At 46.2% G+C, this 25495-nt stretch carries 21 protein-coding genes; 14 read left to right on the top strand and 7 right to left on the bottom strand.

Annotated features, from left to right (window positions below):
- Positions 1 to 29 precede the first annotated feature (29 nt).
- On the top strand, positions 30 to 1139 hold the full coding sequence (locus H6F63_RS25055) for an S-(hydroxymethyl)glutathione dehydrogenase/class III alcohol dehydrogenase (protein ID WP_190640039.1): 1110 nt from the start codon (positions 30 to 32) through the stop codon (positions 1137 to 1139).
- Positions 1140 to 1476: 337 nt separating this feature from the next.
- On the opposite strand, the gene H6F63_RS25050 is transcribed toward H6F63_RS25055, so the two are convergent.
- Complete coding sequence (locus H6F63_RS25050) at positions 1477 to 2211, bottom strand: phycocyanobilin:ferredoxin oxidoreductase (RefSeq protein WP_190640038.1); 735 nt, start codon at positions 2209 to 2211, stop codon at positions 1477 to 1479.
- Between the two features lie 127 nt (positions 2212 to 2338).
- Here H6F63_RS25050 and H6F63_RS25045 point away from each other — a divergent pair, with 127 nt between their 5' ends.
- The 3 genes from H6F63_RS25045 (at position 2339) to tatA (ending at position 5699) form a co-directional block, all read left to right on the top strand.
- Positions 2339 to 3760 carry a serine/threonine-protein kinase gene (locus tag H6F63_RS25045; protein WP_190640037.1) on the top strand — a complete coding sequence of 474 codons (1422 nt, stop codon included), beginning with the start codon at positions 2339 to 2341 and terminating at the stop codon, positions 3758 to 3760.
- A 138-nt stretch (positions 3761 to 3898) separates the two neighbouring features.
- Entirely contained in the window at positions 3899 to 5230 is a 1332-nt protein-coding gene (locus tag H6F63_RS25040) for a serine/threonine-protein kinase (RefSeq protein WP_190640036.1), read from the top strand.
- Between the two features lie 292 nt (positions 5231 to 5522).
- Entirely contained in the window at positions 5523 to 5699 is a 177-nt protein-coding gene (gene tatA, locus H6F63_RS25035; protein WP_190438317.1) for a twin-arginine translocase TatA/TatE family subunit, read from the top strand.
- A 48-nt stretch (positions 5700 to 5747) separates the two neighbouring features.
- Here tatA and cphA read toward each other — a convergent pair whose 3' ends face one another.
- Together cphA and H6F63_RS25025 are read right to left on the bottom strand one after the other, a co-directional pair.
- Positions 5748 to 8441 (bottom strand): cyanophycin synthetase, encoded by a 2694-nt coding sequence (gene cphA / locus H6F63_RS25030; RefSeq protein WP_190640035.1) that lies wholly within the window; start codon positions 8439 to 8441, stop codon positions 5748 to 5750.
- Positions 8442 to 8692: 251 nt separating this feature from the next.
- The gene (locus H6F63_RS25025) at positions 8693 to 9544 is read right to left on the bottom strand and encodes a cyanophycinase (protein WP_190640034.1); all 852 of its coding nucleotides are present in this window, start codon (positions 9542 to 9544) and stop codon (positions 8693 to 8695) included.
- A gap of 474 nt (positions 9545 to 10018) precedes the next feature.
- Here H6F63_RS25025 and trmD point away from each other — a divergent pair, with 474 nt between their 5' ends.
- The 7 genes from trmD to larB all read left to right on the top strand — a co-directional run bounded on the left by trmD (position 10019) and on the right by larB (position 17220).
- A complete protein-coding gene (gene trmD, locus H6F63_RS25020; RefSeq protein WP_190438308.1) occupies positions 10019 to 10717 on the top strand; it encodes a tRNA (guanosine(37)-N1)-methyltransferase TrmD in 699 nt (232 codons plus the stop codon).
- A gap of 115 nt (positions 10718 to 10832) precedes the next feature.
- Positions 10833 to 11315: a 2-C-methyl-D-erythritol 2,4-cyclodiphosphate synthase gene (gene ispF, locus H6F63_RS25015; protein ID WP_190418368.1), complete on the top strand. Its 483-nt coding sequence runs from the start codon at positions 10833 to 10835 to the stop codon at positions 11313 to 11315.
- Positions 11316 to 11418: 103 nt separating this feature from the next.
- A complete protein-coding gene (locus H6F63_RS25010; RefSeq protein WP_190640033.1) occupies positions 11419 to 11925 on the top strand; it encodes a type I restriction enzyme HsdR N-terminal domain-containing protein in 507 nt (168 codons plus the stop codon).
- Complete coding sequence (locus H6F63_RS25005) at positions 11922 to 12521, top strand: PIN domain-containing protein (RefSeq protein WP_190640032.1); 600 nt, start codon at positions 11922 to 11924, stop codon at positions 12519 to 12521. The genes H6F63_RS25010 and H6F63_RS25005 overlap by 4 nt, the downstream gene beginning before the upstream one ends.
- Before the next feature lie 26 nt (positions 12522 to 12547).
- Positions 12548 to 14344, top strand: coding sequence for an ABC transporter substrate-binding protein (locus tag H6F63_RS25000; protein WP_190640031.1), 1797 nt, complete (start codon positions 12548 to 12550; stop codon positions 14342 to 14344).
- A gap of 3 nt (positions 14345 to 14347) precedes the next feature.
- Positions 14348 to 16354 carry an ABC transporter substrate-binding protein gene (locus tag H6F63_RS24995; protein WP_242020098.1) on the top strand — a complete coding sequence of 669 codons (2007 nt, stop codon included), beginning with the start codon at positions 14348 to 14350 and terminating at the stop codon, positions 16352 to 16354.
- Positions 16355 to 16449: 95 nt separating this feature from the next.
- Entirely contained in the window at positions 16450 to 17220 is a 771-nt protein-coding gene (gene larB, locus H6F63_RS24990; protein ID WP_190640030.1) for a nickel pincer cofactor biosynthesis protein LarB, read from the top strand.
- 268 nt (positions 17221 to 17488) lie between these two features.
- On the opposite strand, the gene H6F63_RS24985 is transcribed toward larB, so the two are convergent.
- Entirely contained in the window at positions 17489 to 18055 is a 567-nt protein-coding gene (locus H6F63_RS24985) for a hypothetical protein (RefSeq protein ID WP_190640029.1), read from the bottom strand.
- 333 nt (positions 18056 to 18388) lie between these two features.
- Here H6F63_RS24985 and H6F63_RS24980 point away from each other — a divergent pair, with 333 nt between their 5' ends.
- From H6F63_RS24980 to H6F63_RS24970, 3 genes are all read left to right on the top strand, one after another.
- Positions 18389 to 19705, top strand: a complete 1317-nt coding sequence (locus H6F63_RS24980) for a HEAT repeat domain-containing protein (protein WP_199298267.1) — start codon at positions 18389 to 18391, stop codon at positions 19703 to 19705.
- 183 nt (positions 19706 to 19888) lie between these two features.
- A complete protein-coding gene (locus H6F63_RS24975) occupies positions 19889 to 20881 on the top strand; it encodes a LysR family transcriptional regulator (RefSeq protein WP_190640028.1) in 993 nt (330 codons plus the stop codon).
- A gap of 43 nt (positions 20882 to 20924) precedes the next feature.
- Entirely contained in the window at positions 20925 to 22022 is a 1098-nt protein-coding gene (locus H6F63_RS24970; protein WP_190640027.1) for an anthranilate phosphoribosyltransferase family protein, read from the top strand.
- A gap of 102 nt (positions 22023 to 22124) precedes the next feature.
- Here H6F63_RS24970 and H6F63_RS24965 read toward each other — a convergent pair whose 3' ends face one another.
- From H6F63_RS24965 to panD, 3 genes are all read right to left on the bottom strand, one after another.
- A complete protein-coding gene (locus H6F63_RS24965) occupies positions 22125 to 23807 on the bottom strand; it encodes an amidase family protein (protein ID WP_190640026.1) in 1683 nt (560 codons plus the stop codon).
- A gap of 337 nt (positions 23808 to 24144) precedes the next feature.
- Positions 24145 to 25044 (bottom strand): MBL fold metallo-hydrolase, encoded by a 900-nt coding sequence (locus tag H6F63_RS24960; RefSeq protein WP_199298266.1) that lies wholly within the window; start codon positions 25042 to 25044, stop codon positions 24145 to 24147.
- Positions 25045 to 25088: 44 nt separating this feature from the next.
- Positions 25089 to 25478, bottom strand: coding sequence for an aspartate 1-decarboxylase (gene panD / locus H6F63_RS24955; RefSeq protein ID WP_190640024.1), 390 nt, complete (start codon positions 25476 to 25478; stop codon positions 25089 to 25091).
- Between the last annotated feature and the right edge of the window lie 17 nt (positions 25479 to 25495).

Genomic DNA, 25495 nt, shown 5'->3' with positions numbered 1-25495 from the left:
TTATAGATATTAGACAGGAGAGCGCGAGCGTGGACGTTAAAGCAGCAATAGCATTTGAGGCGGGTAAACCGTTAAGTATTGAAACGGTACGGCTGGATGGCCCCAAGGCGGGCGAGGTGCTGATAGAAATTAAGGCGAGTGGGGTGTGTCATACGGACGCTTACACGCTTTCTGGTAACGATCCTGAAGGTTTGTTTCCGGCGATTTTAGGACATGAGGGCGCTGGCGTTGTTGTAGAAGTTGGCGCAGGAGTGAGTAGTTTAAAAGAAGGCGATCGCGTAATTCCCCTCTACACTCCAGAATGCCGTCAGTGCGAATACTGTCTAAGCAGAAAAACTAATTTATGTCAAGCTATTCGTAGCACGCAAGGACGCGGTGTAATGCCTGATGGCACGAGTCGCTTTTCCATTGATGGTCAAATGATACATCATTACATGGGGACATCGACCTTCGCCAACTATACAGTATTGCCGGAAATTGCCGTTGCAAAAATCCGTGAAGATGCCCCTTTTGATAAAGTTTGCTACATCGGTTGTGGCGTTACTACTGGCATTGGCGCAGTTATCAACACTGCAAAAGTAGAACCGGGAGCCAATGTTGTAGTGTTTGGATTGGGCGGCATTGGTTTAAATGTGATTCAGGGGGCGCGGCTGGTTGGCGCTAATATGATTGTGGGTGTTGATATTAATCCGAGTAAGCGATCGCTTGCTGAAAAATTCGGCATGACTCACTTTGTAAATCCCAAAGAAGTCGAAGGCGATTTGGTTGCTTACTTGGTAGATTTAACTAAAGGCGGTGCAGATTATAGCTTCGAGTGCGTTGGTAATGTGAATATCATGCGCCAAGCTTTAGAATGCTGCCATAAAGGTTGGGGAGTTAGTGTTATTATTGGCGTTGCTGGTGCTGGACAAGAAATCAGCACTCGTCCCTTCCAACTTGTCACGGGGCGCGTTTGGAAAGGTTCCGCTTTCGGTGGTGCTAGAGGTCGTACAGATGTCCCGAAAATTGTTGATTGGTACATGGAAGGTAAAATCAACATTGACGACTTAATCACTCATGTTATGCCGATTGAACGCATCAATGATGCTTTTGATTTAATGCACCACGGCGAATCTATCCGCAGCGTCGTCACATTTTAGATTTAGTAGCGTAGGCATTACCCACCAACTCTAATTTCCCGGAAATTATCCCTTTTTCTCTCAAATTCCCTCTACATCTTCTTTTGGCTGGAGTGGTTCGTGAAAGCTATTTTTAGAGGATGTCTGAAAAGTCATAATCGAGACGCTTAGAGGATGGAGATCCCCCTAAATCCCCCTTAAAAAGGGGGACTAAGACTTGATTCTCCCCCTTTTTTAAGGGGGGGCTGGGGGGGATCAAACTAACTTTTGACACTTTTGGGACATCCTCTTAAAAAGGTGCGGTGAAACAAACTTGCATCCGCTTGCGCGGACGCGAGTTTGTTACGTCAGACATTTTCTAAACGCTGTCAAACAAAACAGTCGTCATATAATGTTCTGCCCACTCCAAACCAAAGGCTTTTTCTAGCACCCGACGAGTTTTGTCATTCTGCTGCTGTTTAGTAGAGTAGTAGCGCTGCCCGTTAAGGATTTCAGCTTGTTTTTCAGAACTTACTGGCTGGGCTGCGATCGCATTCAGACAATGAATTTCTAAAAACGACTCCACGCGAGAGAGAAACTGATTTTCTTCCTCTGGGCTACCAGGACGGACAAAAAAGCAAAATTCCGAAAAAATATCGCCCCAATCGGGTAATTCGCGGGGTTGAGAGAAATTGGGGGTGGGTAGCCCCCCCAGGGAAAAAGTATATTCTTCGGGTAATGAGCGATCGCTGCTGACGGGAGAAAGATCCGCGATCGCTGCGCTAATTTGTCCCCGACCACCGATTAAATCGCAGCCAAACATCGGCAGATTGTATTGTGGGTGAGGAAACATCACGCAATGCAAAATATCCAGCATTGTGCCGACTTTTGCCAATTCTAGGTGCATTTTGCGAAATTGCGGCGACTGGTAGCAGCGATTTTCAATCGTCAGCTTTTCTCCCTCTAATCTTCCTTCCACATAACCCAACTCAGCTGGTAGTTGGTAAGGTGAAAGATCGAGGTGTTTGTGCCAAACTGCTTCAATAGTGTCAGCCAGTTGGCGAATTAGAGGGTGTTGTTGTTCGCGTAGGGAAGACTTTGAAGTTTCTAACATTTCTTAAAATTTGCTTTCTCTTAACTACGATAATCCAGCAGCAGACACGGGTAGGTTAAGAATATCAGCTTGTCAGGGACAAAAAAAGCTATAACAGCCTATATATGCCAGTGACAGCAGTAAAAATATGAAGGGTGAAGTATTAGGTCGCTACCAAATCGAACAGCAGCTAGGTAAACGTGCTGGAAGACGCACACTGTTAGCGCGTGACAACCAAACTCAAGAATTAGTCGTAGTCAAGCTATTGTCTTTTAGCAGCGATTTTGAGTGGGAGGAGCTTAAGTTATTTGAACGAGAAGCGGAAACTTTAAAATCTTTAACGCATCCGGCTATTCCGCGCTACTTAGATTATTTCGAGCTAAATTCATCAGCATACAAAGGATTTGCCCTCGTTCAAACTTATGTAGAAGGGAAATCTTTAGAAGAACATCTCAAAGGAGGACGAACTTTTAGCGAAGCAGATATCAAGGAAATTGCCACAGCAATTTTAGAAATTCTCAATTATTTACATAGCCGTCAACCAGCAGTAATCCACCGCGATATTAAACCCAGCAATATTTTATTAACCAATCGTTCTGGTAATAGCGTTGGTGAAGTCTACTTAGTTGATTTTGGTTCGGTGCAGACTCTCGCCGCCAAGGAAGGCGGGACTATTACAGTAGTGGGAACTTATGGCTATATGCCGCCAGAACAATTTGGTGGACGTGCAGTTCCCGCATCCGACTTGTATAGTTTAAGTGCAACTTTAATATATCTAGCAACGGGTCAGCATCCTGCCGATTTACCGCAAACCGATGATTTACAAATTGAATTTGAAAAAACTGTTAATCTCAGTCCTTCTTTAATCAATTGGTTAAAGCGGATGACTCACCCCAACCTGAATCGACGCTTGGCTTCTGCTAAGGAAGCACTGCAAGCTCTCATGCAGCCGCAGGAACCAGACATTGCTCCTGTAACTGTGAGGAAACCCGCTGGTAGCAAAATTTCCGTGACTGAAAAAGCAGATTCTCTAGAAATTCTCATCCCTCCAGCGGGGTTGAATTCTAATATTCTAAAGCTGTGCTTTTTTGCGATAGCTTGGAATTCTTTCATATTAATTTGGACAAGTTCCTTCTTCTTTACAGCTTCCGGTATTAACTTCTTCATGGTGTTATTCTCTCTACCTTTTTGGTACCAAGGCATTCACATGGTATGGCAGATTCTCTTTGGGTTGTTTGGACGTGTTCGGCTAAGTATCGATCCGCAGCAAATTAGCTTAACCTATGAAATATTTGGATTTAAATTCAATTTTCCTAAGCCAGCACAAAGACAAGACATCACTATGCTGGAACACACCAGAAAATATTTGGCAACAGGCCATAGGGGCAGAGAAGTTGAGGTCAGCCCCCGCGTTATTATTTGGGCGGGAACGCAGAAATATGAGTTGGTTACTGATGAGGTGATGACTGAACCGGAACTCAACTGGCTCGCTCATGAACTGAGTGATTGGTTGAAATTGCCAATTATACGACCCATTAAAAACGAGCAGGTTCTTCCATCTGATAGCTAGTCTCCTATATTTGGGCATGGATAGTTTATCGGAGACTGGTATGTTTGGTTTAGGATGGACGGAAGTGAGTGTAATAGCGATCGCTCTTTTTCAACGAATCTCATTCTTGTTACAAAAAATGACAAAAATAGTAAAAGTATGAAGGGTGAACTATTAGGTCGCTACCAAATCGAACAGCAGCTAGGTAAACGTGCTGGACGAAGAACGCTGTTAGCGCGTGACAACCAAACTCAAGAATTAGTTGTAGTCAAGCTATTATCTTTTAGCAACGATTTTGATTGGGAGGATCTTAAGTTATTTCAACGGGAAGCGGAAACTTTAAAAACTATCTCCCATACTTCTATTCCCCGCTATCTCGACTTTTTTGAGCTAGATTTACCCACAGGTAAAGGATTTGCTCTCGTACAAACTTATGTAGATGGGAAATCTTTAGAAGAACATCTTAAAGCTGGACGTACTTTCAGCGAAGACGAAGTAAAGCAACTAGCCAAAGACCTTTTAAAAATTTTAATTTACCTGCATGGCCGTCAGCCTCCCGTCATCCACCGGGATATTAAACCTAGCAATATTTTATTAACAAATCGTTCTGGTAATAGTGTTGGCAAAGTCTACTTAGTTGATTTCGGTTCGGTGCAGACTCTCGCCGCCAAGGAAGGCGGAACAATTACAGTGGTGGGAACTTATGGCTATATGCCGCCAGAACAATTTGGCGATCGCGCAGTTCCATCATCCGATCTTTACAGCTTAGGCGCAACTTTAATTACTTTGGTGACGGGAACTCATCCCGCAGATTTACCGCACAAGGATGGACGCATTCAATTTGAGAAAGCGTGCAATCCTAGCCCAGCATTTAGCAGATGGTTGCGGTGGATGATAGAACCCAGTTTAGACCGCCGCTTAGCTTCTGCGCCCGTTGCACTGCAAACGCTCGAAAAGCCGCCGGAAGAACCAGAAATCGCTCCTTTAGTTGTTAGTAAACCAACGGGTAGCAAAGTTTCTTTGAAAAAAGACAATGATTATTTAGAAATTCTCCTCCATCCAGAGGGATTTAAGTTTAATTTGGTATTCTTGTACTGTGTTGACCTTTTTGTGGCTGTAGTTCTGTTTTCTGCCTTTTCTGCCTCTATCCCTTGGATGAGCCAATTTTTCTTTTTGGTGCTGATACTACCTTTGTGGAGGACTTTGTTTGCATTGTTTCGCCGAGTCAGGTTGCGGCTCGATCAGCGACAAATTTCCCTAATTTATGAGATATTTGGAATAAAGTTTAAATATCCCAGTTCGGCATCGAAACAAGATATCAATAAGTTGGAAGTGAAATATGTAGACCAAGTTAGGCAGAAGATTATTATTTGGGTAGGTACGCAAAAATATGAGCTTGGCGGTAACGGTATCATTTCTGAACCGGAACTCGACTGGCTGGCTTATGAACTGAGCGATTGGTTAGGATTACCAATCAATGTCAGGAAATGACCTCGTAGCGAGAGTTGATAGGACACGAAGAGATCCCCCCAACCCCCCTTATTAAGGGGGGCTAAGAGATGCCCCCAGCCCCCTTATTAAGGGGCTAACGGGCGAAGAGATGCCCCTAACCGCCCTTTTTAAGGGGGCTAAGAGATCAGCCCCCCTTTTTAAGGGGGGCTTAAAGGGGGATAGATGTCCCTATCCCCCTTATTAAGGGGGTCGCCGCAGGCGGGGGGATCGAGGTTTGAAACCCTCAGTGCGTAAGTCCTAGTTAAATGAAGATGTTTTACAGGAGAGTGATATGTTTGGTTTAGGATGGCCGGAAGTGGGTGTGGTAGCGATCGCTGCTATTTTAATCTTTGGCCCCAAGAAGATTCCAGAATTAGGTAGCGCGCTAGGGAAAACCTTGCGTGGCTTTAAGGATGAAATGAATCGCGAAGGCGAGGAACCATCCCAGGAAAATCAAGATAATAAATAAAGGCAAAAGGCAAAAGGAAGAATTCCTCACTTTTTGCCTTTTACCTTTTTATAGCTTCTGTACTACAGAAGACTTCACACTATCTTTGTTCTCCACTGGGATAGTGTTATTGTCGATGTTTTCCCCGACTGGGCGACGCGCCTCAATTAAGCTAATTGCGCGAGTGACGCTTTCTGGTAAAATCACCACCAAGCTGCCTTCTGGGGCTTGGTCGAGAGCGGTGTTAATCGCTGTCGTCTCATCAAGGATAGTTTCATACTGAGCATCTGGCTTTTCTTGGGATATCCCTTGAGAAATTAACTCAGAGGCATTACCGCGATCGCGTCCCCGCGTATCATCGTCTTCCTTAACGATAATGCGATCGAACATTAGGCTAGAGAGTTTACCCAGCGTCACAAAATCTTCGTCACGGCGATCGCCAGGGCCGCCCACAACCCCAATTCTTACCCCAGGCCAATTGCGGACAAAACCGCCCAACGCCTCGTAAGAAGCTGCATTGTGAGCATAATCTATCAGAGCATTATATTTGCCCAGATTGAACATATTCATCCGCCCCGGTGTCTGAGAAGCCGAAGCCCGGAACGTACTTAAGCCCTGACGAATCTCCTCAATTTTCACCCCTTGAGCAAACGCCGCCAGACTCGCCGCCAGCGCATTCGCAATTTGGAAAGGTGCCAACCCACCCATTGTCAATGGCACATTCACCGCCTGCTCAATTCGCAGCGTCCAATCTGCCTTTAAAATTGACAGATAGCCATTCTCATAAGCTGCTGCCAAGCCGCCTTTGCGCGTATGGCTCTGCACCAGCTCATTCTCCGGGTTCATGGTGAAATAAGCTATTTGCCCTTTCACGCGCCTTGCCATCGCCGCCACTAGAGGATCGTCTGCATTGAGTACCGCATAGCCTTCTGGCGCAACCGCTTCGGCTACCACACTCTTGAGATGAGCCATATCATGTATGGTTTCAATATCGCCAATTCCCAGGTGATCTGCGGCGACGTTTAAAACTACGCCCACATCGCAAGTGGTGAAAGCCAACCCAGACCGAAGAATACCGCCGCGTGCAGTTTCCAGCACCGCCACCTCTACCGTAGGATCTGAAAGAATCAAATTGGCGCTTTGCGGGCCAGTGTTATCTCCTGGTTCCGCCATGTAATCACCAATGTAGGTGCCATCGGTCGTTGTGTAGCCAATGGTTTTACCTGTCTGCTTAAAGATATGGGCAATCAGGCGCGTAGTGGTGGTTTTGCCGTTAGTTCCAGTGATGGAAACAATGGGAACGCGGCTGGCAGACCCTTGCGGGAACAGCATATCTAGCACTGGTGCTGCGACATTTCGCGGTAAACCCTGACTGGGACAGACGTGCATCCGGAATCCAGGGGCGGCGTTTACCTCAACAATCACGCCATCCATTTCTCTGAGTGGTTTGCTGATATCATTTGTCACCACGTCAATTCCAGCAATATCCAGACCGATAATCTTAGCTATTCGTTCAAAAAGCCAGATATTTTCTGGATGCACCTCGTCAGTACGGTCAACAGCAATGCCTCCGGTGCTGAGGTTGGCTGTTGCCCGCAGATAACAAATCTCACCTTTAGTTAGCACAGTCTCTAGGGTGTATCCCTGCCGTTGCAAAAGTTGCCAAGATGTGCGATCTACTTCTATTTTGGTGAGGACGTTATCGTGTCCCTCCCCGCGGTTCGGGTCGCGATTGGTTTCTTCTATCAGTTGCTCAATTGTGGACTTGCCATCTCCCACAACGTGGGCGGGGACTCGTTCCGCTAGCGCCACCATTTTGCCATTTATTACTAGCACCCGGTGATCCCGCCCGTTATAGAAGCGTTCCACGATTACGGATCGGGTTTTGGAGGCAGCACTGGCAGCATCGTAGGCTTCCTGTGCCAGTTGCCAGTCGTTGATGTTGATGGTGATACCTCGTCCGTGATTGCCGTCCAGGGGCTTGATCACAATTGGGTAGCCACCAACGTCTTCTATGGATTGTTCAAGTTCATCTAGGTAGCTAATTACTGTGCCACGCGGTACTGGCACCCCAGCTTCGTGTAGGATTTTTTTGGTGCCTTCCTTGTCGCAGGCAAGCTCTACCCCTAAAATACCGGAGTAATTGCTGAGCGTTGCTTGCATTCGCTTCTGGTAAATGCCATAGCCCAGCTGAACCATAGAACGGGCGCTTAAAGACATCCAGGGAATACCCCGCGCTTCTGCTTCTTTGACGATGGTTTCGGTGCTGGGGCCGAGGGCGGCATCGCGCGCCAAGTCTCTCAAGTCTTTGAGATCCTGCTGTAATTCCGCGGTGGGATAGCTGCCTGTGTCTACAATACTCTGGCATAGTCGCACTGCTGCTCTGGCGGCATAGCGACCCGCTTGTTCATCAAAATACTCGATGACTACCTGGTAAGTGCCTGGGGTGGCGGTTTCGCGGGTACGCCCAAAGCCGACTTTCATCCCCGCGAGTTCTTGTAGTTCTAAGGCGACGTGTTCAATGATGTGTCCCATCATCGTGCCTTCCTGAACTCTGCTTAAGAAGCCACCTCGGCAACCAGGGGAACAGAAGTGTTCTACCAGACTCGGCAGTGCCTGAACTAATCCCTCGTAGAAGCCTGGAATTTCATTGGAGGGCAACTCTGCCAGCTCTTCTAAGTCTAGGCGCATGACTACCAGTTTGTGGCGTCGAATGCTCCAGTAGTTTGGGCCCCGTAATGTCTGGATTTTTAGAATTCTCATACCTAATTTTGCGGGTGATTCAGAGGATGTGGGCGGTAGGGCGGGGTAGGGACTTTCACACAAAGCGATTTAGATATAGGTGTGCTTTTCTTTTATATAGACTTAATGCGAAAGCCCTTACATCTTGGTGGGAAAGCTGGAAATGGTTGCTGATGACCCCGCCCGTATTTAGTAATCTCTTAGTTTCCAGCTTTAAAAAGTGATAAAACTGTTCATAGAGAACAGTTTTATGACAAATGTAAAATTTAAAATCAAACATTCGGGGGCAGAATGACTCGCTGCTGTAGATGGTAGCGATCGCCATAGCTGAGAATATGCACCCGGAGATTGAATATACTAATTGGTTCGGTAGCTCCCACTGAAGGCTGGTTGGTGTAAGAAACTTCACCGGGATCGACGATAGAAACTGTACCTTTACCCATCACCTGTAATACACCGTCTCCCTCGATTAAGGCGCAGGTATCTTCGTCAATACCCATCCCTAGCTTATCTGGATAACCGGAGATCGCGCTGATCAACCGCCCCATGCGATTGCGATTGTGAAAATGCTGATCGACTATTACATCCGGGAAAATTCCTAAGCCCACTGCCATATCAACTAAGGAACGATTGGGAGATTCGCCGCTACCGCCACCAGCTATCATGTGATGTCCCATCACCGCTGCCCCTGCGCTAGTGCCTGCTAAAGTAATCTCACCCAAATGCGCCCGCTTGCGAATTCTTTCCATCAACGGTGTTTCTGCCAATAGCCCGCACAGCCGCAGTTGGTCGCCACCTGTCAGGAATACTCCAGTACACTCTTCAATGTACTCCTGCATCAAGGGATCTTCACTTTGAGAGCGATCGCGGATGTCTAGCACCTTTACCACCTTCGCTCCCATTTCCGTAAAAATGGTACGGTAGCGATCGCCAATCACTGCTGGTTCTCGCGATGCTGATGGAATAATGGCAATAGTCGCCTCTAGCGCCCCAGCACGATTAAAAAAAGTTTGTAGGATTTCGCGTCCATGAACTTTGTCTTCAGCGCCGCCAATAATCATAATGGCGGTTTTAGTCGATTGGGGCATCGTCTGTACTAAGGATTGAGATTCTAATTGCAGCATAATGTCACTTTTGAGCATAGGGTGAATCGAATACAATCTTTGGAGCTAGTTGATAGGAATGCCAATTTATCGCGTTATTGGTTTTTGCTCAACTATCTGGACACCCTTGCTCACAAGGACAATCCCTATTTTCACTCTTGTCAATAGTCCCAATTTTTCTTAATGACAGGCGTCCGATCAACATCACCAATATTTTGCTTTTTTTTCCTGATCCGCTCAGTAACAACGGTTACTACTCGCCATAGCGACTTAACCTTATAAGCATAATGCCAGATCCCGTAAACATTTTTTATAAAATATTTAATATTTTTTTATGTAACACATCAACCTGTGGGCAGAATGCTTGGACTGGGGGCTAGGTACTGGGAGAATTAGGAGTTATGAGTTTTGAATTTATAACTTCTAACTCCTGGCCTCATAACTCTTTCCTAGTCCCCAATCCCTAATCCCTAATCCCTAATCCCTAATCCTGCTGTGCGAATTGATATAGTTACTCTTTTTCCAGATTTTTTCTCCTCTCCCCTGAATTCAGGACTGCTGGGGAAAGCTTTAGCCAAACAGATTGCAGGAGTGCATCTGGTAAATCCCCGCGACTTTGCCACCGATAAACACCACCGCGTCGATGATGAACCATACGGCGGCGGCGTGGGAATGCTGATGAAACCAGAACCGATATTCGCCGCTGTGGAGTCCCTACCCGTTTTACCTAGACGCGAGGTGATCTTGATGACACCGCAGGGGCAAACGATGAATCAGCCGCTGTTGCGAGAATTGGCGACATATGACCAGTTGGCGATTATCTGCGGACACTATGAAGGTGTGGATGAGCGAGTATTACATTTAGTGACGCGAGAAGTATCTTTGGGCGATTTTGTGCTCACGTGTGGAGAAATTCCCGCTTTGGCACTAATTAATGGTGTGGTGCGCCTGCTACCGGGAACGGTGGGAAAGGAAGAGTCGCTGAAAGCAGAGAGTTTCGAGGCGGGATTATTGGATTATCCCCAGTACACTCGTCCGGCGGAGTTTCGCGGCTGGAAAGTGCCACCAGTGCTGCTGTCGGGAAATCATGCGGAGATTGAACGCTGGCGAAACTCACAGCAAATAGAGAGAACGCGCGATCGCCGCCCCGATTTATACGCTCAATGGTTGGACGATAATGCTAACGGGGGCTAGGGGCTGGGGACTAGGGACTGGGGACTAGGTAAGACTTTTTCCCAATCCCCAATCCCCAATTCCCAATCCCCAATTCCCAATCCCCAATCCCCAATCCCCAATAGGTAAAAATTCCATGAACATAAGAATTGGCAACGGTTACGATATCCACCGTTTAGTTTCCGGTCGTCCCCTGATTCTAGGAGGGGTGAAAATTGAGCATGAGTTGGGGTTGCTGGGACACAGTGACGCTGATGTGTTGACGCACGCAATTATGGATGCGATGCTTGGTGCCTTAAGTTTGGGTGATATTGGTCATTATTTTCCCCCCACAGATGAAAAGTGGGCGGGTGCTGATAGTTTAGTGTTGCTATCGCAGGTAAATGCGCTAATTCGCGATAAAGGCTATTCAATTGGAAATATTGATTCTGTGGTGGTGGCGGAACGTCCGAAACTGAAACCGCATCTAGAGAAAATGCGCGATCGCTTATCCCACGTCCTAGAATTAAAACCCGACCAAATTGGACTCAAAGCCACCACCAACGAAAAGTTAGACGCAGTTGGGCAAGAAGCAGGAATCGCCGCTTATGCTGTTGTCTTACTGGTAGCTTCTAATTAACCGGGCTAAACCATATCTAGTCAAAGGTTAAAAATGTTTAGGATAGGAATGAACCAGAGACGGATAAGGCAGAGACTCTCAACGCGCTGGGAGAATTAGAACAATGGAGGCTGGAAGATTTGAACTTACTCAGAGCGATCGCGCTTTGGTTTATCCTGCGGATATTATCGCCCGCAACAGTGAAGGGCAAACCGTTCTAGTAGTTGAAGTCAAAGCTACTCAACTCAAAGATAGTAAAGCCAAACAATGGGCGATCGAGTCCCTCACGTCGTACTTGCAAGCTGCGAACACGAAAATTCCCTTCGCTATGCTGGCTGACCTGGAAAACATCGAGATTTTTCAATGGGACGATGCTAAATTATCCGAACCAGTCAGCGTACTTAACACTGCTGCCATACTTAATCATTATGATCCCGAATTTAGCAGCAAACGGATATTTTGGCACTATTTGGAAACATTAATTGAGGCTTGGTTGCGCGACTTAGCTTATCATTGGAAGTCGGAAAATCCGCCAGCATCTGAAGAATTGGCCGCCATAGGTTTGTTACAGGTGCTGGAAGATGGAAATACTTACTCTGAAAGGGACTCTGAAGGTGGCGCTGCTTGGTGATACTTTACGTTGAAACTAATTTCCTAATGAGCATTGCTACAGGGCGCGACTCCCAAGCGAATACTTTGCTAGAGAATCCGACCGCATCAGTTCAGATAGCGATACCAAGCATTTGCTGCATGGAAGCTTTCTCTGCATTAGAGGATGAACTGAAGCGCCGCAATCGTTTCATGAATGAACTGAAAAAACAAATCAGCCAGTTACAGCGAGATGTCACTTCATCCCACGCCCGGTCTCTACTTTCCCATTTAGAACAATCCCTGATTGAGAATGAGGCGTTACTAAACGATGTCGAAAACCGTCTCTTTCAATCCCTCGCTCATCTCAACACGAAAGCAGAGATGATTTCATTAAATGGCGATATGCTTCAAGAAAGTTTGGATACACGTTTGATCAACAAAGACCCTACAGATAACTTGATTTTGCACTGCATTCTTAATCATGCACGCCTGCATCCCAGAGATATCAAAGTCTTCCTCAGCGCTAATTTCAAAGAATTTAATACGCCGGAAGTTCAAGCGGCTTTGCGTAATACTGGCGTGAATAGGTATTTTAGCCGCACGGAAGACTTTCTTGGTTGGCTACAAACTCAGTAAGCTTTATCAGCAGTTAGTAGAGAATTATGAGAATCCCTGTTATTAAATATTGTTGGCGGCGTGTGGTGGCTTTTGGGCTGGCGGTAGTGAGCGCGATCGCACTTCATGGCTGCAACCCAACAAACCTCAAAAAAACAGAAGCCGCCCAATTGTCGTACATCGGAGACGCTAGTCTCAGCGAACCTAATTCGTTTAACTACGTCCTCAGCGAAGGTGCGCCTGATGTTCTCAGCCTTGTTTATGAGGGGCTGCTGACTCAAAATGGACTCACTGGAGAACTAGAGCCAGCTTTGGCTGAGAAATGGGAAATTTCTGAAGATAAGAAACGGATCGTTTTTACTCTCAAACCAGGGCTGAAATGGTCTGATGGTGCGCCTCTAACCGCAGATGATGTGGTTTTTACCTACAACGATATTTTCTTAAACAAGGAGATTCCCACAGATATCAGAGACATCCTCAAAATTGGTAAAAGTGAAGCGCTGCCAAGCGTCCGCAAAATAGATGATTTGAGGGTAGAATTCACAGTACCGGAGCCGTTTGCTCCCTTTCTTCGCTACAGCGGCGGGTTGGCAATTTTACCAGCTCATGCCTTGCGGGAATCTGTTAAAACTAAAGATAAGGATGGAAAACCTAAGTTTCTTACAACTTGGGACACTGATATAGATCCTAAAAAAATTGTCGTCAATGGCCCTTATATGTTGGAAAGCTACACGCCCAGCGAGAGGGTAGTGTTACGACGCAATCCCTACTACTGGAAAAAAGATGCACAAGGCAATCAGTTGCCTTACATCGAGCGCTATTACTGGAATATTGTAGAATCTACTGACACTCAATTACTTCAGTTTCGCTCTGGGAGTTTGGATACATTTACTGTTTCTCCCGATTATTTTTCTTTGCTAAAACAACAGGAAAAGCAAGGAAAATTCACGGTCTACACCGGTGAAGCAGAAATGAGTACAACTTTTTTAGTTTTTAATCTGAACCAAGCCAAAGATTCAAAAAATCAGCCGTTGGTAGATCCGATAAAATCTCGGTGGTTCAATACGGTGGAATTTAGACAGGCTGTTGCTCATGCGATCGATCGCCCGGCAATGATTAACAATATTTATCGAGGTTTGGGCGAAGCGCAAAATTCACCAATTTATAAACAAAGTCCTTTCTATCTTTCACCGGAAGAAGGATTGAAAGTTTACGATTACAATCGGGAAAAAGCCAAGGACTTGTTGCGAAAAGCGGGGTTTAAATACAATGCTCAGGGGCAACTTTTCGATGCGGATGGTAATCGGGTACGCTTTACCATGCTGACAAATGCAGGGAATAAGCTACGAGAAGCGATTGGCTCTCAGATTAAACAAGATTTGGCTGGGATTGGTATTCAGGTGGATTTCAATGCGATCGCTTTCAATACTCTGCTCCAACAAGTCTACACTCAGCGGAATTGGGATAGTTACATTGGCAAAATTGGCGGCGGTGGTATTGAGCCTAACGGTGGAGCAAACACCTGGTTGACAAAAGGAGGCTTACATGCGTTTAATCTTGGCCCCCAAGAAAGCGAACCACCACTGATTGGCTGGAAAGTTTCCGACTGGGAAAAGCAAATTGAGGAGCTTTATATTCGGGGTGCTGGTGAACTTGATGAAGCCAAGCGCAAAGAAATTTATGCGGAAAGTCAACGCATTACCCAGGAGAATTTGCCATTTATCTATTTGGTGAATCCGCTAACAATGGAAGCAGTACGCGATCGCATTGAAGGGATAAGATATTCAACTCTGGGAGGTGCGTTCTGGAACCTTACCGAACTTAAAGCCAAGTCTGTAGAATAAAGGATGAAAAGTTTGATCAACAAACTTCGTAAATCTCGCTACCAGGCTGAGTCTGGTAGCGAGAATATGAGGCAGAGCCTCACGATTCCTCTAAGGAAATATTTACATGGCAAAAATTTAGCAATTTTCTCAAATTTTACATCCTTTTTCATCAGACAGAGCCTCCGAAGCATCGTTACCAAGCTGAGCCTGATAACGAAAAAAGAAAATCTAGCCGCGAATTATTTTCGCCAAGGCTGGGTTTTATCATTTATTATCTGTGTTACTTTTGCCTTACTTGGCTGTAGTCCGCAATCATTCAAAAGTCAGGAGTCTGAGAATTTATCCCAGCTGGTGACAGTGACTTTGGCAGATCCCAAAACCTTTAATTGGGTGCTTAACCAAGAGTTTCCTCATGTTTTTCTCTTTACTTATGAGGGGTTAACATTTGAAAACAGGGTTACTGGTGAAATTGAACCAGCGTTAGCCGAATCTTGGGAAATTTCTAAAGATAAAAAACGAGTGGTTTTCACCCTGCGAGAAAACTTGAAATGGTCGGATGGTGAACCCCTGACAGCGGATGATGTTGTTTTCACTTATGAAGATGTAGTTTTTAATAAAGAAATTCCCACCGATGCTAGAGATAGCCTCAAGATTGGAACTTCTGGTGCTTTTCCGAAAGTCCGAAAGGTAGATGAGCGGCGAGTAGAGTTTGTTTTACCAGAACCTTTTGCGCCTTTTTTGCGAACTACCACAGGTACACAAAATGATGCTATTATTATTTTGCCAAAACACGCCCTTCAAGACGCTGTAAAGTCAAAGAACTCCGAAGGAAAACCCAAATTAATGTCTATTTGGGGAGTTGATGCAAAACCAGATGAAATTATTGTTAATGGCCCTTACAAAATAGAAAGCTACACCACCAGCGAACGGGTTGTTTTTCGGCGTAATCCTTATTACTGGCGGCGGGATGCTCAAGGCGATCGCTTACCTTACATTGAGCGCGTAATTTGGCAAATTACGGAAAATATGGATACTCAGCTACTCCAATTTCGCTCTAAAGATTTAGATACTACTGACGGTTGGGGACGGATGCGACCGGAAGATTTTCCCCTACTGAAGCGAGAAGAAAAGCGGGGAAAGTTTAAAATTTACACCGGAGAGGGAAGACCGGGTACAAATTTTATTGCCTTTAACCTTAACAAAGGACGGCGTAATAGTCGCCCACTAATTGATCCCATCAAGTCTCGGTGGTTTAATAATGTGGCATTTAGACAAGCTGTTGCTTATGCCATTGACCGACAAACTATGATTAACAACACCTTGCGCGGCTTGGGTGAATTGCAAAATTCACCTATTTCTGTGCAAAGTCCCTACTACATTTCTCCAAAAGAAGGTCTAAAAGTATACGAATATAATCCAGAAAAATCAAAAGAATTACTGTTAGGGGCGGGATTTAAATATAATGAAAAAGGCGCACTGCTAGATGCAGAAGGCAACCCCGTCCGCTTTACTCTGATTACGAATGCTGAAAATCAAACCCGCGTGTCAATAGGAGCTACAATTAAACAAAATTTGAGCCAAATTGGTATCCAGGTTGATTTTAACCCGATGGCTTTTAACACGCTGGTAGATAAACTTACTAATACTCTGGATTGGGAATGTTATCTCTTGGGCTTTACGGGCGGCGTTGAACCTCATAATGGTGCTAATGTCTGGTTTACGGATGGGGGATTACATAGCTTTAATCAGGCTCCTCAAGTAGGGCAAACGCCGATTGAAGGGCGGGAGGTGTATCCTTGGGAGCAGGAAATTGCGGATCTTTACGTTAAGGCAAGCCAGGAATTAGATGAAACGAAGCGTAAGGCAATTTATGCCGAAACTCAGCGGATTACGCAAGAATATTTACCGATGATTTATCTAGTGAATGCGCTGTCAATGTCGGCGGTGCGCGATCGCGTCTCTGGCATCAAATACTCTTCCCTCGGCGGTGCCTTCTGGAATATTTATGAATTGAAAGTATCTGATTAAAGTAGTTTATCCACCAAAATCAGCAATTGGTGGGTAAACTGCTTTATCTGACCAATCCAAAATCTAAAACCTAAAATCCTTGTATCGGATAAGCCGTGTCCCAAACTGAAGCCTTACAGTCATTATTAAACGCCGTTGCCGCTGGTGAAGTAAACCCAGAGGTAGCCCTGGAAAAACTCAAGCACTTTGCCTTTGAACCAGTGGGCGATTTTGCTAAAGTTGACCATCACCGAGGTCTGAGAACTGGTTTCCCGGAGACGATTTGGGGGCCGGGGAAAACGCCGGAACAAATTGCGGCGATTATGGAAGTGATGCGCGATCGCAACCCCGTAGTCATGGCGACGCGCATTGACCCCGCAGTTTCAGACCAGCTGCAAGAAAAAGTTATTGGTCTGCGCTACTATCCCACGGCCCGGATTTGTGCTATCTCTCCTATTACCATAGAACCTCAGTATCCCGGTACCATAGGCATTCTTTCTGCTGGTACAGCCGATTTACCCGTCGCCGAGGAAGCAGCGGTGACAGCCGAACTCTCTGGCTTTCGAGTACAGCGTCTCTGGGATGTCGGCGTTGCTGGCATTCATCGCCTGCTGAGTAACCGCCACGTCCTTGAGTCGGCTGATGTGCTGATTGTCGTGGCAGGGATGGAAGGCGCTTTACCCAGCGTTGTTGCTGGTTTGGCGGATTGTCCGGTAATTGCCGTTCCCACCAGTGTCGGCTATGGCGCAAGTTTCGGCGGTCTTGCCCCCCTCTTGACAATGCTTAATTCTTGTGCTGCTGGTGTGGGTGTGGTGAATATAGACAATGGTTTTGGTGCCGCTATCTTAGCAGGACAAATCCTGAGAACTGCTTATAAGTTGCAGTAAATTTAGCATTAAGTTAGGGTGAGGAACTTCAGGCAACTTTTTAAACTTTATTCAGCTGATTTTCAATAAAATGAGGAACCTCATGCAACTTTTTAAACTTTATTCAGCTGATTTTCAATAAAATGAAACCCGCAAATTAACCAGGCAAGCAGCTCCTAATATTAAAATTATCTTTGGTTTTGGGTAGATGTAATAGAAGATTAAAGCGAAGCGTCAGGCTGACACCCCTAACGCCTCCGCAACCTTTCTGCGTTGAGTCGCGCCACATCTACTCAACAACTAGCGCGAGTAACTTTGGATAGGCAAAAGAATCCTGAGCTTGTAATAAGGAGCCGTGATAACTTTGGAATACGTGACTGGCTACAGCTTTCAGATTACCCATCAGATGCTCATCTTCGCCCAAGGTTTCAAAGCCTAAACTCCACCAATCATTATCTCTGATATTCACCTGAGCAATTTCTACAGCGCAGGTTTCATAAAGACGCTGCGATCGCACCTTTTTTACACTCACCCACTCGCCTTTTTCTGCAACAGATGCTACTAAGAAGCTCTCTGGTGTAGGATCTTTACAACTCCACTTTACCCATTTCTCTGCTTTCCCCTCTACTTTTTCTGCACGCAGCACGCCTAATTCTTGTTGTCGCCATTTGACTTCTAGCTTATTCTGCCGAAATTTGATACCCAGGTAATCGCACCCCGCCGCGTATAAATATAAATCTTCCGGTTCTTCTGGTGGTGCTAGATGACCTAAGAGAGAATCTGCACCGAACCACTGTTTGATTTCTTCTGGTATTGTGCCGCGATAAAACCAGCGCAGCTCCATAGTTGTTAACATCAGTTTGTTCGACTTGATAATTGTTTTAATGTTTATTACAGATAGCAGAAACAAATTACTCAAACAAACTGCCTTTAGTAAAATAGTTTACTTTAGTCAATCCGCTTTTTGATATAAAATATGTGAGGATTTCGGTTTATTGGTATATGAAGATACAAAAAAAAGTTAAAAAATGAAACAAACGCATTGAAAAAATGCTTTTTTTACATTTTACAGTTTAGATGAGTTGATTTATAAACATTTATATTGTTCAAATTGAAAAAGGCCGCTGGGGATGTCTTTGGGTAAGGGTTAATTTTTCTTGTAATGTAAACTGGATAACATAGATTTGTAATGATGACATTAAATGTTATAGAACAGGCTACTATTGCGGCACAGCAAAAAAACTGGTCATTGCTAACCGAGTGCTTGCAGCAGCTACCAGTGACGAAAACCTCGGCGGGAAAAGGTGAGGCGAGTATTCATCTGGAAGATGAATGTTTAGAGCAAATCCTTTCGTTGGCTTTAGAGGTACTGTACTCTGGTGATTTTCGGGAACGGTGGGAGGTGGCGAAGGTGCTTCCAAAATTTGGAAGCTGCGCGATCGCTCCTCTGATTTCCATCTTAGAAGACGAAGATGCCGAAATAGAAGAGCGTTGGTTTGCTGGGCGAATCCTGGGAGAATTTGACGATCCCGCCGTTGTCACCGCCTTAGTAGAAAGCTTGAAAACGGCTGATGATGAAGAACTTACTGTGGCGGCGGCGGCGGCTTTGGCGAATATCGGTTCTCCTGCTGTGGAGGCTTTAACTGGGCTATTGGCAGATCCCAACACGCGGCTGTTAGCAGTGCGTAGTCTTGCCCAAATTCGTCGTTCCGAAACCATTGCGCCGTTGATGGAAGTAGTTGAAGATCCTGAAGCGACGATCCGGGCTGCGGCTATTGAAGCACTTGGTAGCTTTCACGACAGTCGGGTGCCGCTGATACTGATAAAAGCTCTGAAAGATACCGCAGCACAAGTCAGAAAAGAAGCTGTAATTGGCTTAGGAATGCGGCCTGACTTGCTACCAAAATTGGATCTGGTTACGCATGTGCGATCGCTATTATTTGATTTTAATTTGGAAGTGTGCCAGCAGGCAGCGATCGCATTAGGACGGCTGGGTACAGAGGAAGCCGCCGCCGCTTTGTATGAGGTACTGTTGTCGCCCCATACGCCGATCCGCTTAAAAGTAGATATTGTACGATCGCTTCCTCAAACAGCAACCTCCTTAGAATATTTACAAAAAGCCCTCTCTGTTGAGTCCCCTGAACTATGGCAGGAAATTATCATGGTTTTGGGGCGAGTTGAGGAACCAAAGTTAGTACCATTAGCCGCTAAAATTCTCCAAAGCGCACTTGACATTGGAAGCCCAACAGCTCAAAATCCCAAAGTCAAGCAAGCTATGGCAATGACATGGGGACATCTTGGCGATCCATTAGCGATAAAGCCGCTAATTGAGCTTTTAGCAGATCCGGATGCAGGGATAAGACTGCATTGCATAGCAGCTTTGAAAAAATTTCCCACGGCTTATGAGAAATTACAGCAACTAGCTACCGACGAAAAGCTGACAGCAGAGTTACAACAAGGAGTAGCGATAGCGTTAGAAGAATGGGGGCTGGGGAATGGGGACTAGGGACTAGGGACTAGGTAAGATTCTTCCCAATCCCCAATCCCCAATCCCCAATCCCCAATCCCCAATCCCCAATCCCCAATCCCCAATCCCCAATCCCCATTACTGCTGTATCAAGCCTTACCAAACTCAGTAGCCAAATCCGCTAAATTCATTTCAGAAGGAAATGTAATTTAGGCTACACCCATGCGGCTAGAGCAGTTGCAAGCATTTCTGGCAGTTGCACAAACAGGCAGCTTTCAGCAAGCAGCACGAAAATGTGGATTCACCCAGTCCACCATCAGCAGACAAATCCAGTCTCTAGAATCAGAACTTGGTGTTCCACTGTTTCATCGCACAGCTCAGGCAAAGCTAACATTAGGGGGAGAAAGATTTTTGCCAAGAGCAGGCAAAATCTGTCAGGAGTGGCAACAAGCCACCCAGGAATTAGCAGACTTGTTGGCGGGAAAACAGCCAGAACTATGCGTAGCGGCGATTCATTCAGTTTGCGCCCACTATTTACCGCCAGTGTTGCAGCAATTTTGCCGAAATTATCCAGATGTGCAGCTGCGAGTGACTTCACTGGGAAGCGATCGCGCTTTAAAAGTCCTCCGCGACGGGTTGGTGGATGTGGCAATTGTGATGAATAACCGCTTTTTAACGGCTAGTCCGGATATGGTGGTAGACATCCTATACAATGAACCCATCGAAATCCTGATGGCGGCAAATCATCCGTTGACTGAGTATGAACAGGTGCCTTGGTCAGAACTCGTTAAATACCCGCAAGTTGTGTTTAAAGATGGCTACGGGATGCAACGCTTAGTGCAAGAGCGATTTTTGCGCCTTGGTGCTAATCTTCAGGCAGTTATGGAGTTAAATACGCTTGATGCCTTTCGCGGCGTTGTGCGTCAGGGAGAATTAATTGCTCTTTTGCCGCAGTCGGCTTTGGTGGATGCGCGTCACGATTCAACGCTGGCTATCCGCACCATTGAATCCACCCCAGCATCCCATAGCGTCGCTGACTCTCTCACAGAAATGGGCTTGTCTCGTCAAGTGGTGATGGTGACAACACGTGATCGCTTGCTGATTCCCCCAATTCAGCGTTTTTGCCAGCTGGTGCGCGAATCAATTCCGTTGCAATTTAAGCAAGCAATTAGCAACGCCGTAATCTGTTCCCCAGCCTCAGTCATTAGTCATTAGAAAAACAACTGACAACTAATAAAATCAAAACTCAAAACTCTTTATGAGTAACGCCTTTAGGGAAATTCTGCGAAAAATTGGTAGCGGCCCCCACACCGGGGAAAATATGACTCGCTTTGAGGCGGCGGAAGCGACGCGGATGATGCTGCTACAGGAAGCAACACCAGCGCAGATTGGGGCGTTTATGATCGCCCACCGAATTAAGCGTCCTACAGGCGAAGAATTAGCCGGGATGCTGGATGCTTGCGACCAAGTGGGGCCAAAGTTGCAACCGATTGACTCCCAGCGACCAGTTATAGTTTTAGGAACGCCCTACGATGGGCGATCGCGTACCGCCCCTGTGACTCCATTAACCGCTTTGATTCTGGCAACCGCAGGGCAACCAGTGGTGATGCACGGCGGCGGCCGGATGCCCACCAAAGAAGGCTTGCCGCTGGTTGAGATTTGGCAGGGTTTAGGCGTTGATTGGAGTGGGCTATCTTTAGCGCAAACCCAGCAAGTCTTCGAGACGACCAAAATAGGATTTATCTATTTGCCATCGCATTTTCCCCTCGCGGCTTCCTTGGTTCCCTACCGCTACCAAATTGGCAAACGTCCTCCCTTTTCGACGATGGAGTTGATGTGGTGTCCCTACGCAGGAGTTGCTCACGTTATAGCAGGCTTTGTGCATCCTCCCACAGAAGGAATGTTTCAAGGTGCTTCGGCGTTCCGAGGCAAACCGCAGTATTTTACGACGGTGAAGGGATTAGAGGGTAGCTGCGATTTACCACGCGATCGCACCCCCATCATTGGCACCTGGCAACCCGGTTCGGATCTAGAACGCATTATATTGCATCCCCGCGACTACGGTTTTGAAGGCAAGGAAGTACCCCTAGACGAAAAAGCTTTAGTGCCACAAATGCAGCTAGTATTGCAAGGCAAACCAGGCGAATTCACCCAAGCTGCTATTTGGAACGGTGGATTTTACCTGTGGCATAGCGGTGTAGTGACAGATTTATCATCCGGTTTAGCTGAAGCAGAAAACTTGTTAAAAAGCGGTCAGGTTGCTCAGAAACTACAGGAGATTAGCAAGGCTGTTGCTTCTTTTAGCGTGTTTGAAAAATATCTATCCGGGACTGGAGACTTGACGAGCGGGGGTTAGCCCGCTCGTCATCTGATGAATCAGTTACAGCAATCCCAGAAAATTGTTACACAAGGCATAGCGTAGGGCTTGATGAGAGTTTGTGAGGACACCCACAGGAAATTAACTGCTACTCATGGCTTTACGTCGCTGTAGCCTTAAGCCAATGCCAGTTAGAGCAAATAATCCTAGTGCCGCAACGGTTCCAGGTTCGGGGATAGTTTCGCCCGCCAGTGGAGGTGTACTGGTAGGAGGACGACGAACCAGCGATGCCTGCTCATAAGCATAAGCTAACCCAAGCAGCGTTGGCTCTGTGTAAGCCTTACCTAAGAAGCTGATGCCGAAGGGTGCCAAGTTTGCTTGATATCCAGCCGGAACGATAATGGTGGGATATCCTGCCTTAGCTCCGATGGATGCGCCTCTGGTTCCAGCAAACAGAACAGCATCTAGATCGTAAGTGTCGATGAGGAAGTCAAGCCCTTGTTCTTTTGCAAGGCGCAGGTCTGTTGCGCGATCGCTGAGGTACTTGATTGTATCGTCGCTTGCTGGCGACAGGTCGATCGCTTCCGATGCCAAAGCACGAGTCTGCCCATACTTCAAGGCAATCTCAGCATTTGCCTCATTAAAAGCAATTACATCAGCCAGAGTCTTCACAGGAGCGTCTGGCCCCAGACTAGCAAGGTAAGCGTTGAGGTCGCGCTTGAACTCGTAAGTCAATACCGAGGAGCTGAAGGTAGACAATTCTCTGGCTGTGGAGATACTAGCATCAATAATTTCAGCCCCCATGCTCTCCATGATGGCGATCGCTTCTTCGGCAATCGTCTTCTCCTCATCAGACAGTGAATCCCAATAAAAGTCTTTGGGAACACCAATCCTCGCCCCTTTGAGTGCATCCGCCTTGAGAAAAGGGGTATAGTCGCTATAAAACTTACCTGCGCTGGTGAGGGTTGCCGGATCGTTGGAGTCTACCCCTGTAAGTGCGCCTAAGAGGATGGCTGCGTCTGTCACCGTGCGCCCAAAGGGGCCTGCGGTATCTTGGCTGGCAGCAATTGGAATAATCCCATCCCGGCTAACCAGTCCCACCGTAGGCTTAATGCCTACAACTGAGTTTTGATTACCGGGACTGAGAATTGAACCAGAAGTTTCAGTTCCTATCGCAACTGTCACTAAGTTAGCCGCCACCGCTGCTGCTGAACCCGCACTAGAGCCACCCGGAGAAAGGATAGCTCTGCCATCTCCGCCTGGGAGAGGAACCGGGTTATACGGGTTAAACGTGTAGCCGTTTAGCGAACTGTAACCAGCAGGCATCCCGTTAGTCAGGAAATTGGCATACTCTGTCAAGCTTGCCTTTCCCAGAATGATTGCACCTGCATCTCGAAGTTGCTGAGTGATGAAAGCGTCGTTTGGTGGAATCGATCCCTCCAGAGCAACAGAACCTGCTGTGGTGGGCAGATCAAATGTGTCGATGTTGTCTTTGAGGAGGACGGGAATTCCATGTAGTGGGCTTCTTGCTCCTGTGGTCTGCCGCTCTAAATCTAGTGCTGCTGCTGTCTTTAGCGCATCGGGATTGATGGTGATGAAGCTGTTTAGTTTGGGCCCGTTGACATCGTAGGCTTCAATCCGGTTTAGATAAAGCTGAACCAGTTGCTCAGAGGTGAGCCGTCCAGAGTCAAAAGCCTGATTAATTTCAGGAATTGTGGCTTCTTGTAGGGTGAATGAAAATGCTTGTGCTACTGTCGGTAAAATCCCAATCAGTGCAGTTTGAACTGCTAAATAAGTAACAGCCCGTTTAGTTTTAAATTGCATATCTGTACAGTCTTGATAGGAACACAGAAACAGCAAGTTTGCATACCGAATTAGGCTGAATACGTTAGCCGCTCAAGCTAACTAAACAACCCTTAGGCATCAGTTACTCCTAACTCCTAAAGAAGCGAGCCAGGAAAGACGTTGATGTTATTAAAAGACCGCAAACTTACTTGCCAGACATCCTATAATTTTCTAAAAATAAATATTGTTAGAGGTGATACAGTAAGTAGAAATAAAACGATATAAATATTGCTGTAACAACGATTTTCGACGGTTGCGCGCCAAAGAACTATAGCGATCGCGCGTTTTACCACCGGATTTAGGTAGTGGAATATAACTAATACACCGACAAAATCATTCCCTCACGAGCCAGTAAACTATTGGGAAAAGCTGACTGAATTTGCTGTTCCATCAAGTCGAGAAAATCATCGTTGTAGTCAGGCTCGTAACAAGACATTACCACCTGTTTAACACCCGCAGTATGAGCCGTCTCAACGCAGGTTTGCCAAAAGCAGTTATCCCAAGGCTCAAGTTCATCAGCGCAAGACTTCACCGACTTTCCATGCAACCCGCAATCTCCGGTTTCTTGCGAATTAGATGCGCTGTCGTAAATTAGCAAATCTGCTTGACGGACTAAGTGCAGCAAATTTTTATCTGAGGCTTTCAAGTTATGTTCTGCACAAGTGACATAGACAGCAGTGTGTCCATCCCAGGTGACTCGGTAGCCAATTGTCTTTAGGGAGTCTTTTGTTAAGCAGGTTTCAATCTCAATTTCTCCTAGTGTCACCGTGTCACCGGGAGTAAGATCGTAAAATTTCAAGTCAGACTGCATCACCTGAATTGGAACAGGGAAATTTGGCGGTGTCATCTGGTCGCTGAGACTTTGTTTAATAGATGCGCCGTTACATGCAGCTGCGCCGTAAATGTGAAAGCAATTACCTTTAATAAAGGCGGGAACGAAAAAAGGCACTCCTTGAATACGAGCGATTTCCGTCTGAGTAAAAAATATATAAGCTTCCACTGGCATCTGTCGCAACAAATTGTTACCCAGAATTCGCAAGCCAGTTCCACCATCAAAAATTAACCGTTTGTCGCCTACCCGCATCTCTAGACATGGGGTATTACCACCGTAGCGAATTGTCTGTTTTCCTGTAGCGGCAATTTTGCCGCGCACCCCCCAAAACTGGACAACAAACTTGGTATCAGCGTTACTTGAAAGATGTGCTTGGTTAGACATTTGGGGATTTGCTGCGGCTGGCTCTAAAGAAGACATATGCTAGATCACATTAGCTGCAAGAGTTGCAGATCGTCGTAGCGTCGGACTTCCACCAGGCGATTTTCCCCGTCTACGAGGACAACCGTTGGATGATAAGTTTTCAGTTCTTCGGGGCTAAGTTGTGCGTAAGTCATAATTATTAAGCGATCGCCCTTTATTCCCAGACGTGCCGCTGCACCATTTAGTTCAACCACACCAGAATTTTCTGGTGCAGTGATCGCATAGGTAATGAACCGCTCTCCATTAGCAATATTAACAACTTGCACCTGCTCATAAGGTAATATACCAGCGGCATCCAACAAAGCTTTATCAATGCTGATACTACCCACATAGTCCAGATGGGAACCTGTGAGGGTGCATCTATGAATTTTCGATAGAAGGAGCGATCGCTGCATAGAAGACGGGTACTTAC

Source organism: Trichocoleus sp. FACHB-40 (genome assembly GCF_014695915.1).
Lineage (GTDB): Bacteria > Cyanobacteriota > Cyanobacteriia > Cyanobacteriales > FACHB-T130 > Funiculus > Funiculus sociatus.
This window is presented reverse-complemented; position numbering and strand designations above follow the sequence as displayed.

Excerpts from the sequence above, each read along its gene's own strand:
- H6F63_RS25050 (WP_190640038.1), bottom strand. The coding sequence starts at position 2,211 with ATGTTAGAAACTTCAAAGTCTTCCCTACGCGAACAACAACACCCTCTA.
- H6F63_RS25045 (WP_190640037.1), top strand. The coding sequence starts at position 2,339 with ATGAAGGGTGAAGTATTAGGTCGCTACCAAATCGAACAGCAGCTAGGT.
- H6F63_RS25040 (WP_190640036.1), top strand. The coding sequence starts at position 3,899 with ATGAAGGGTGAACTATTAGGTCGCTACCAAATCGAACAGCAGCTAGGT.
- tatA (WP_190438317.1), top strand. The coding sequence starts at position 5,523 with ATGTTTGGTTTAGGATGGCCGGAAGTGGGTGTGGTAGCGATCGCTGCT.
- cphA (WP_190640035.1), bottom strand. The coding sequence starts at position 8,441 with ATGAGAATTCTAAAAATCCAGACATTACGGGGCCCAAACTACTGGAGC.
- H6F63_RS25025 (WP_190640034.1), bottom strand. The coding sequence starts at position 9,544 with ATGCTGCAATTAGAATCTCAATCCTTAGTACAGACGATGCCCCAATCG.
- ispF (WP_190418368.1), top strand. The coding sequence starts at position 10,833 with ATGAACATAAGAATTGGCAACGGTTACGATATCCACCGTTTAGTTTCC.
- H6F63_RS25010 (WP_190640033.1), top strand. The coding sequence starts at position 11,419 with ATGGAGGCTGGAAGATTTGAACTTACTCAGAGCGATCGCGCTTTGGTT.
- H6F63_RS25000 (WP_190640031.1), top strand. The coding sequence starts at position 12,548 with ATGAGAATCCCTGTTATTAAATATTGTTGGCGGCGTGTGGTGGCTTTT.
- H6F63_RS24995 (WP_242020098.1), top strand. The coding sequence starts at position 14,348 with ATGAAAAGTTTGATCAACAAACTTCGTAAATCTCGCTACCAGGCTGAG.
- H6F63_RS24985 (WP_190640029.1), bottom strand. The coding sequence starts at position 18,055 with ATGTTAACAACTATGGAGCTGCGCTGGTTTTATCGCGGCACAATACCA.
- H6F63_RS24980 (WP_199298267.1), top strand. The coding sequence starts at position 18,389 with ATGATGACATTAAATGTTATAGAACAGGCTACTATTGCGGCACAGCAA.
- H6F63_RS24975 (WP_190640028.1), top strand. The coding sequence starts at position 19,889 with ATGCGGCTAGAGCAGTTGCAAGCATTTCTGGCAGTTGCACAAACAGGC.
- H6F63_RS24970 (WP_190640027.1), top strand. The coding sequence starts at position 20,925 with ATGAGTAACGCCTTTAGGGAAATTCTGCGAAAAATTGGTAGCGGCCCC.
- H6F63_RS24965 (WP_190640026.1), bottom strand. The coding sequence starts at position 23,807 with ATGCAATTTAAAACTAAACGGGCTGTTACTTATTTAGCAGTTCAAACT.
- H6F63_RS24960 (WP_199298266.1), bottom strand. The coding sequence starts at position 25,044 with ATGTCTAACCAAGCACATCTTTCAAGTAACGCTGATACCAAGTTTGTT.
- panD (WP_190640024.1), bottom strand. The coding sequence starts at position 25,478 with ATGCAGCGATCGCTCCTTCTATCGAAAATTCATAGATGCACCCTCACA.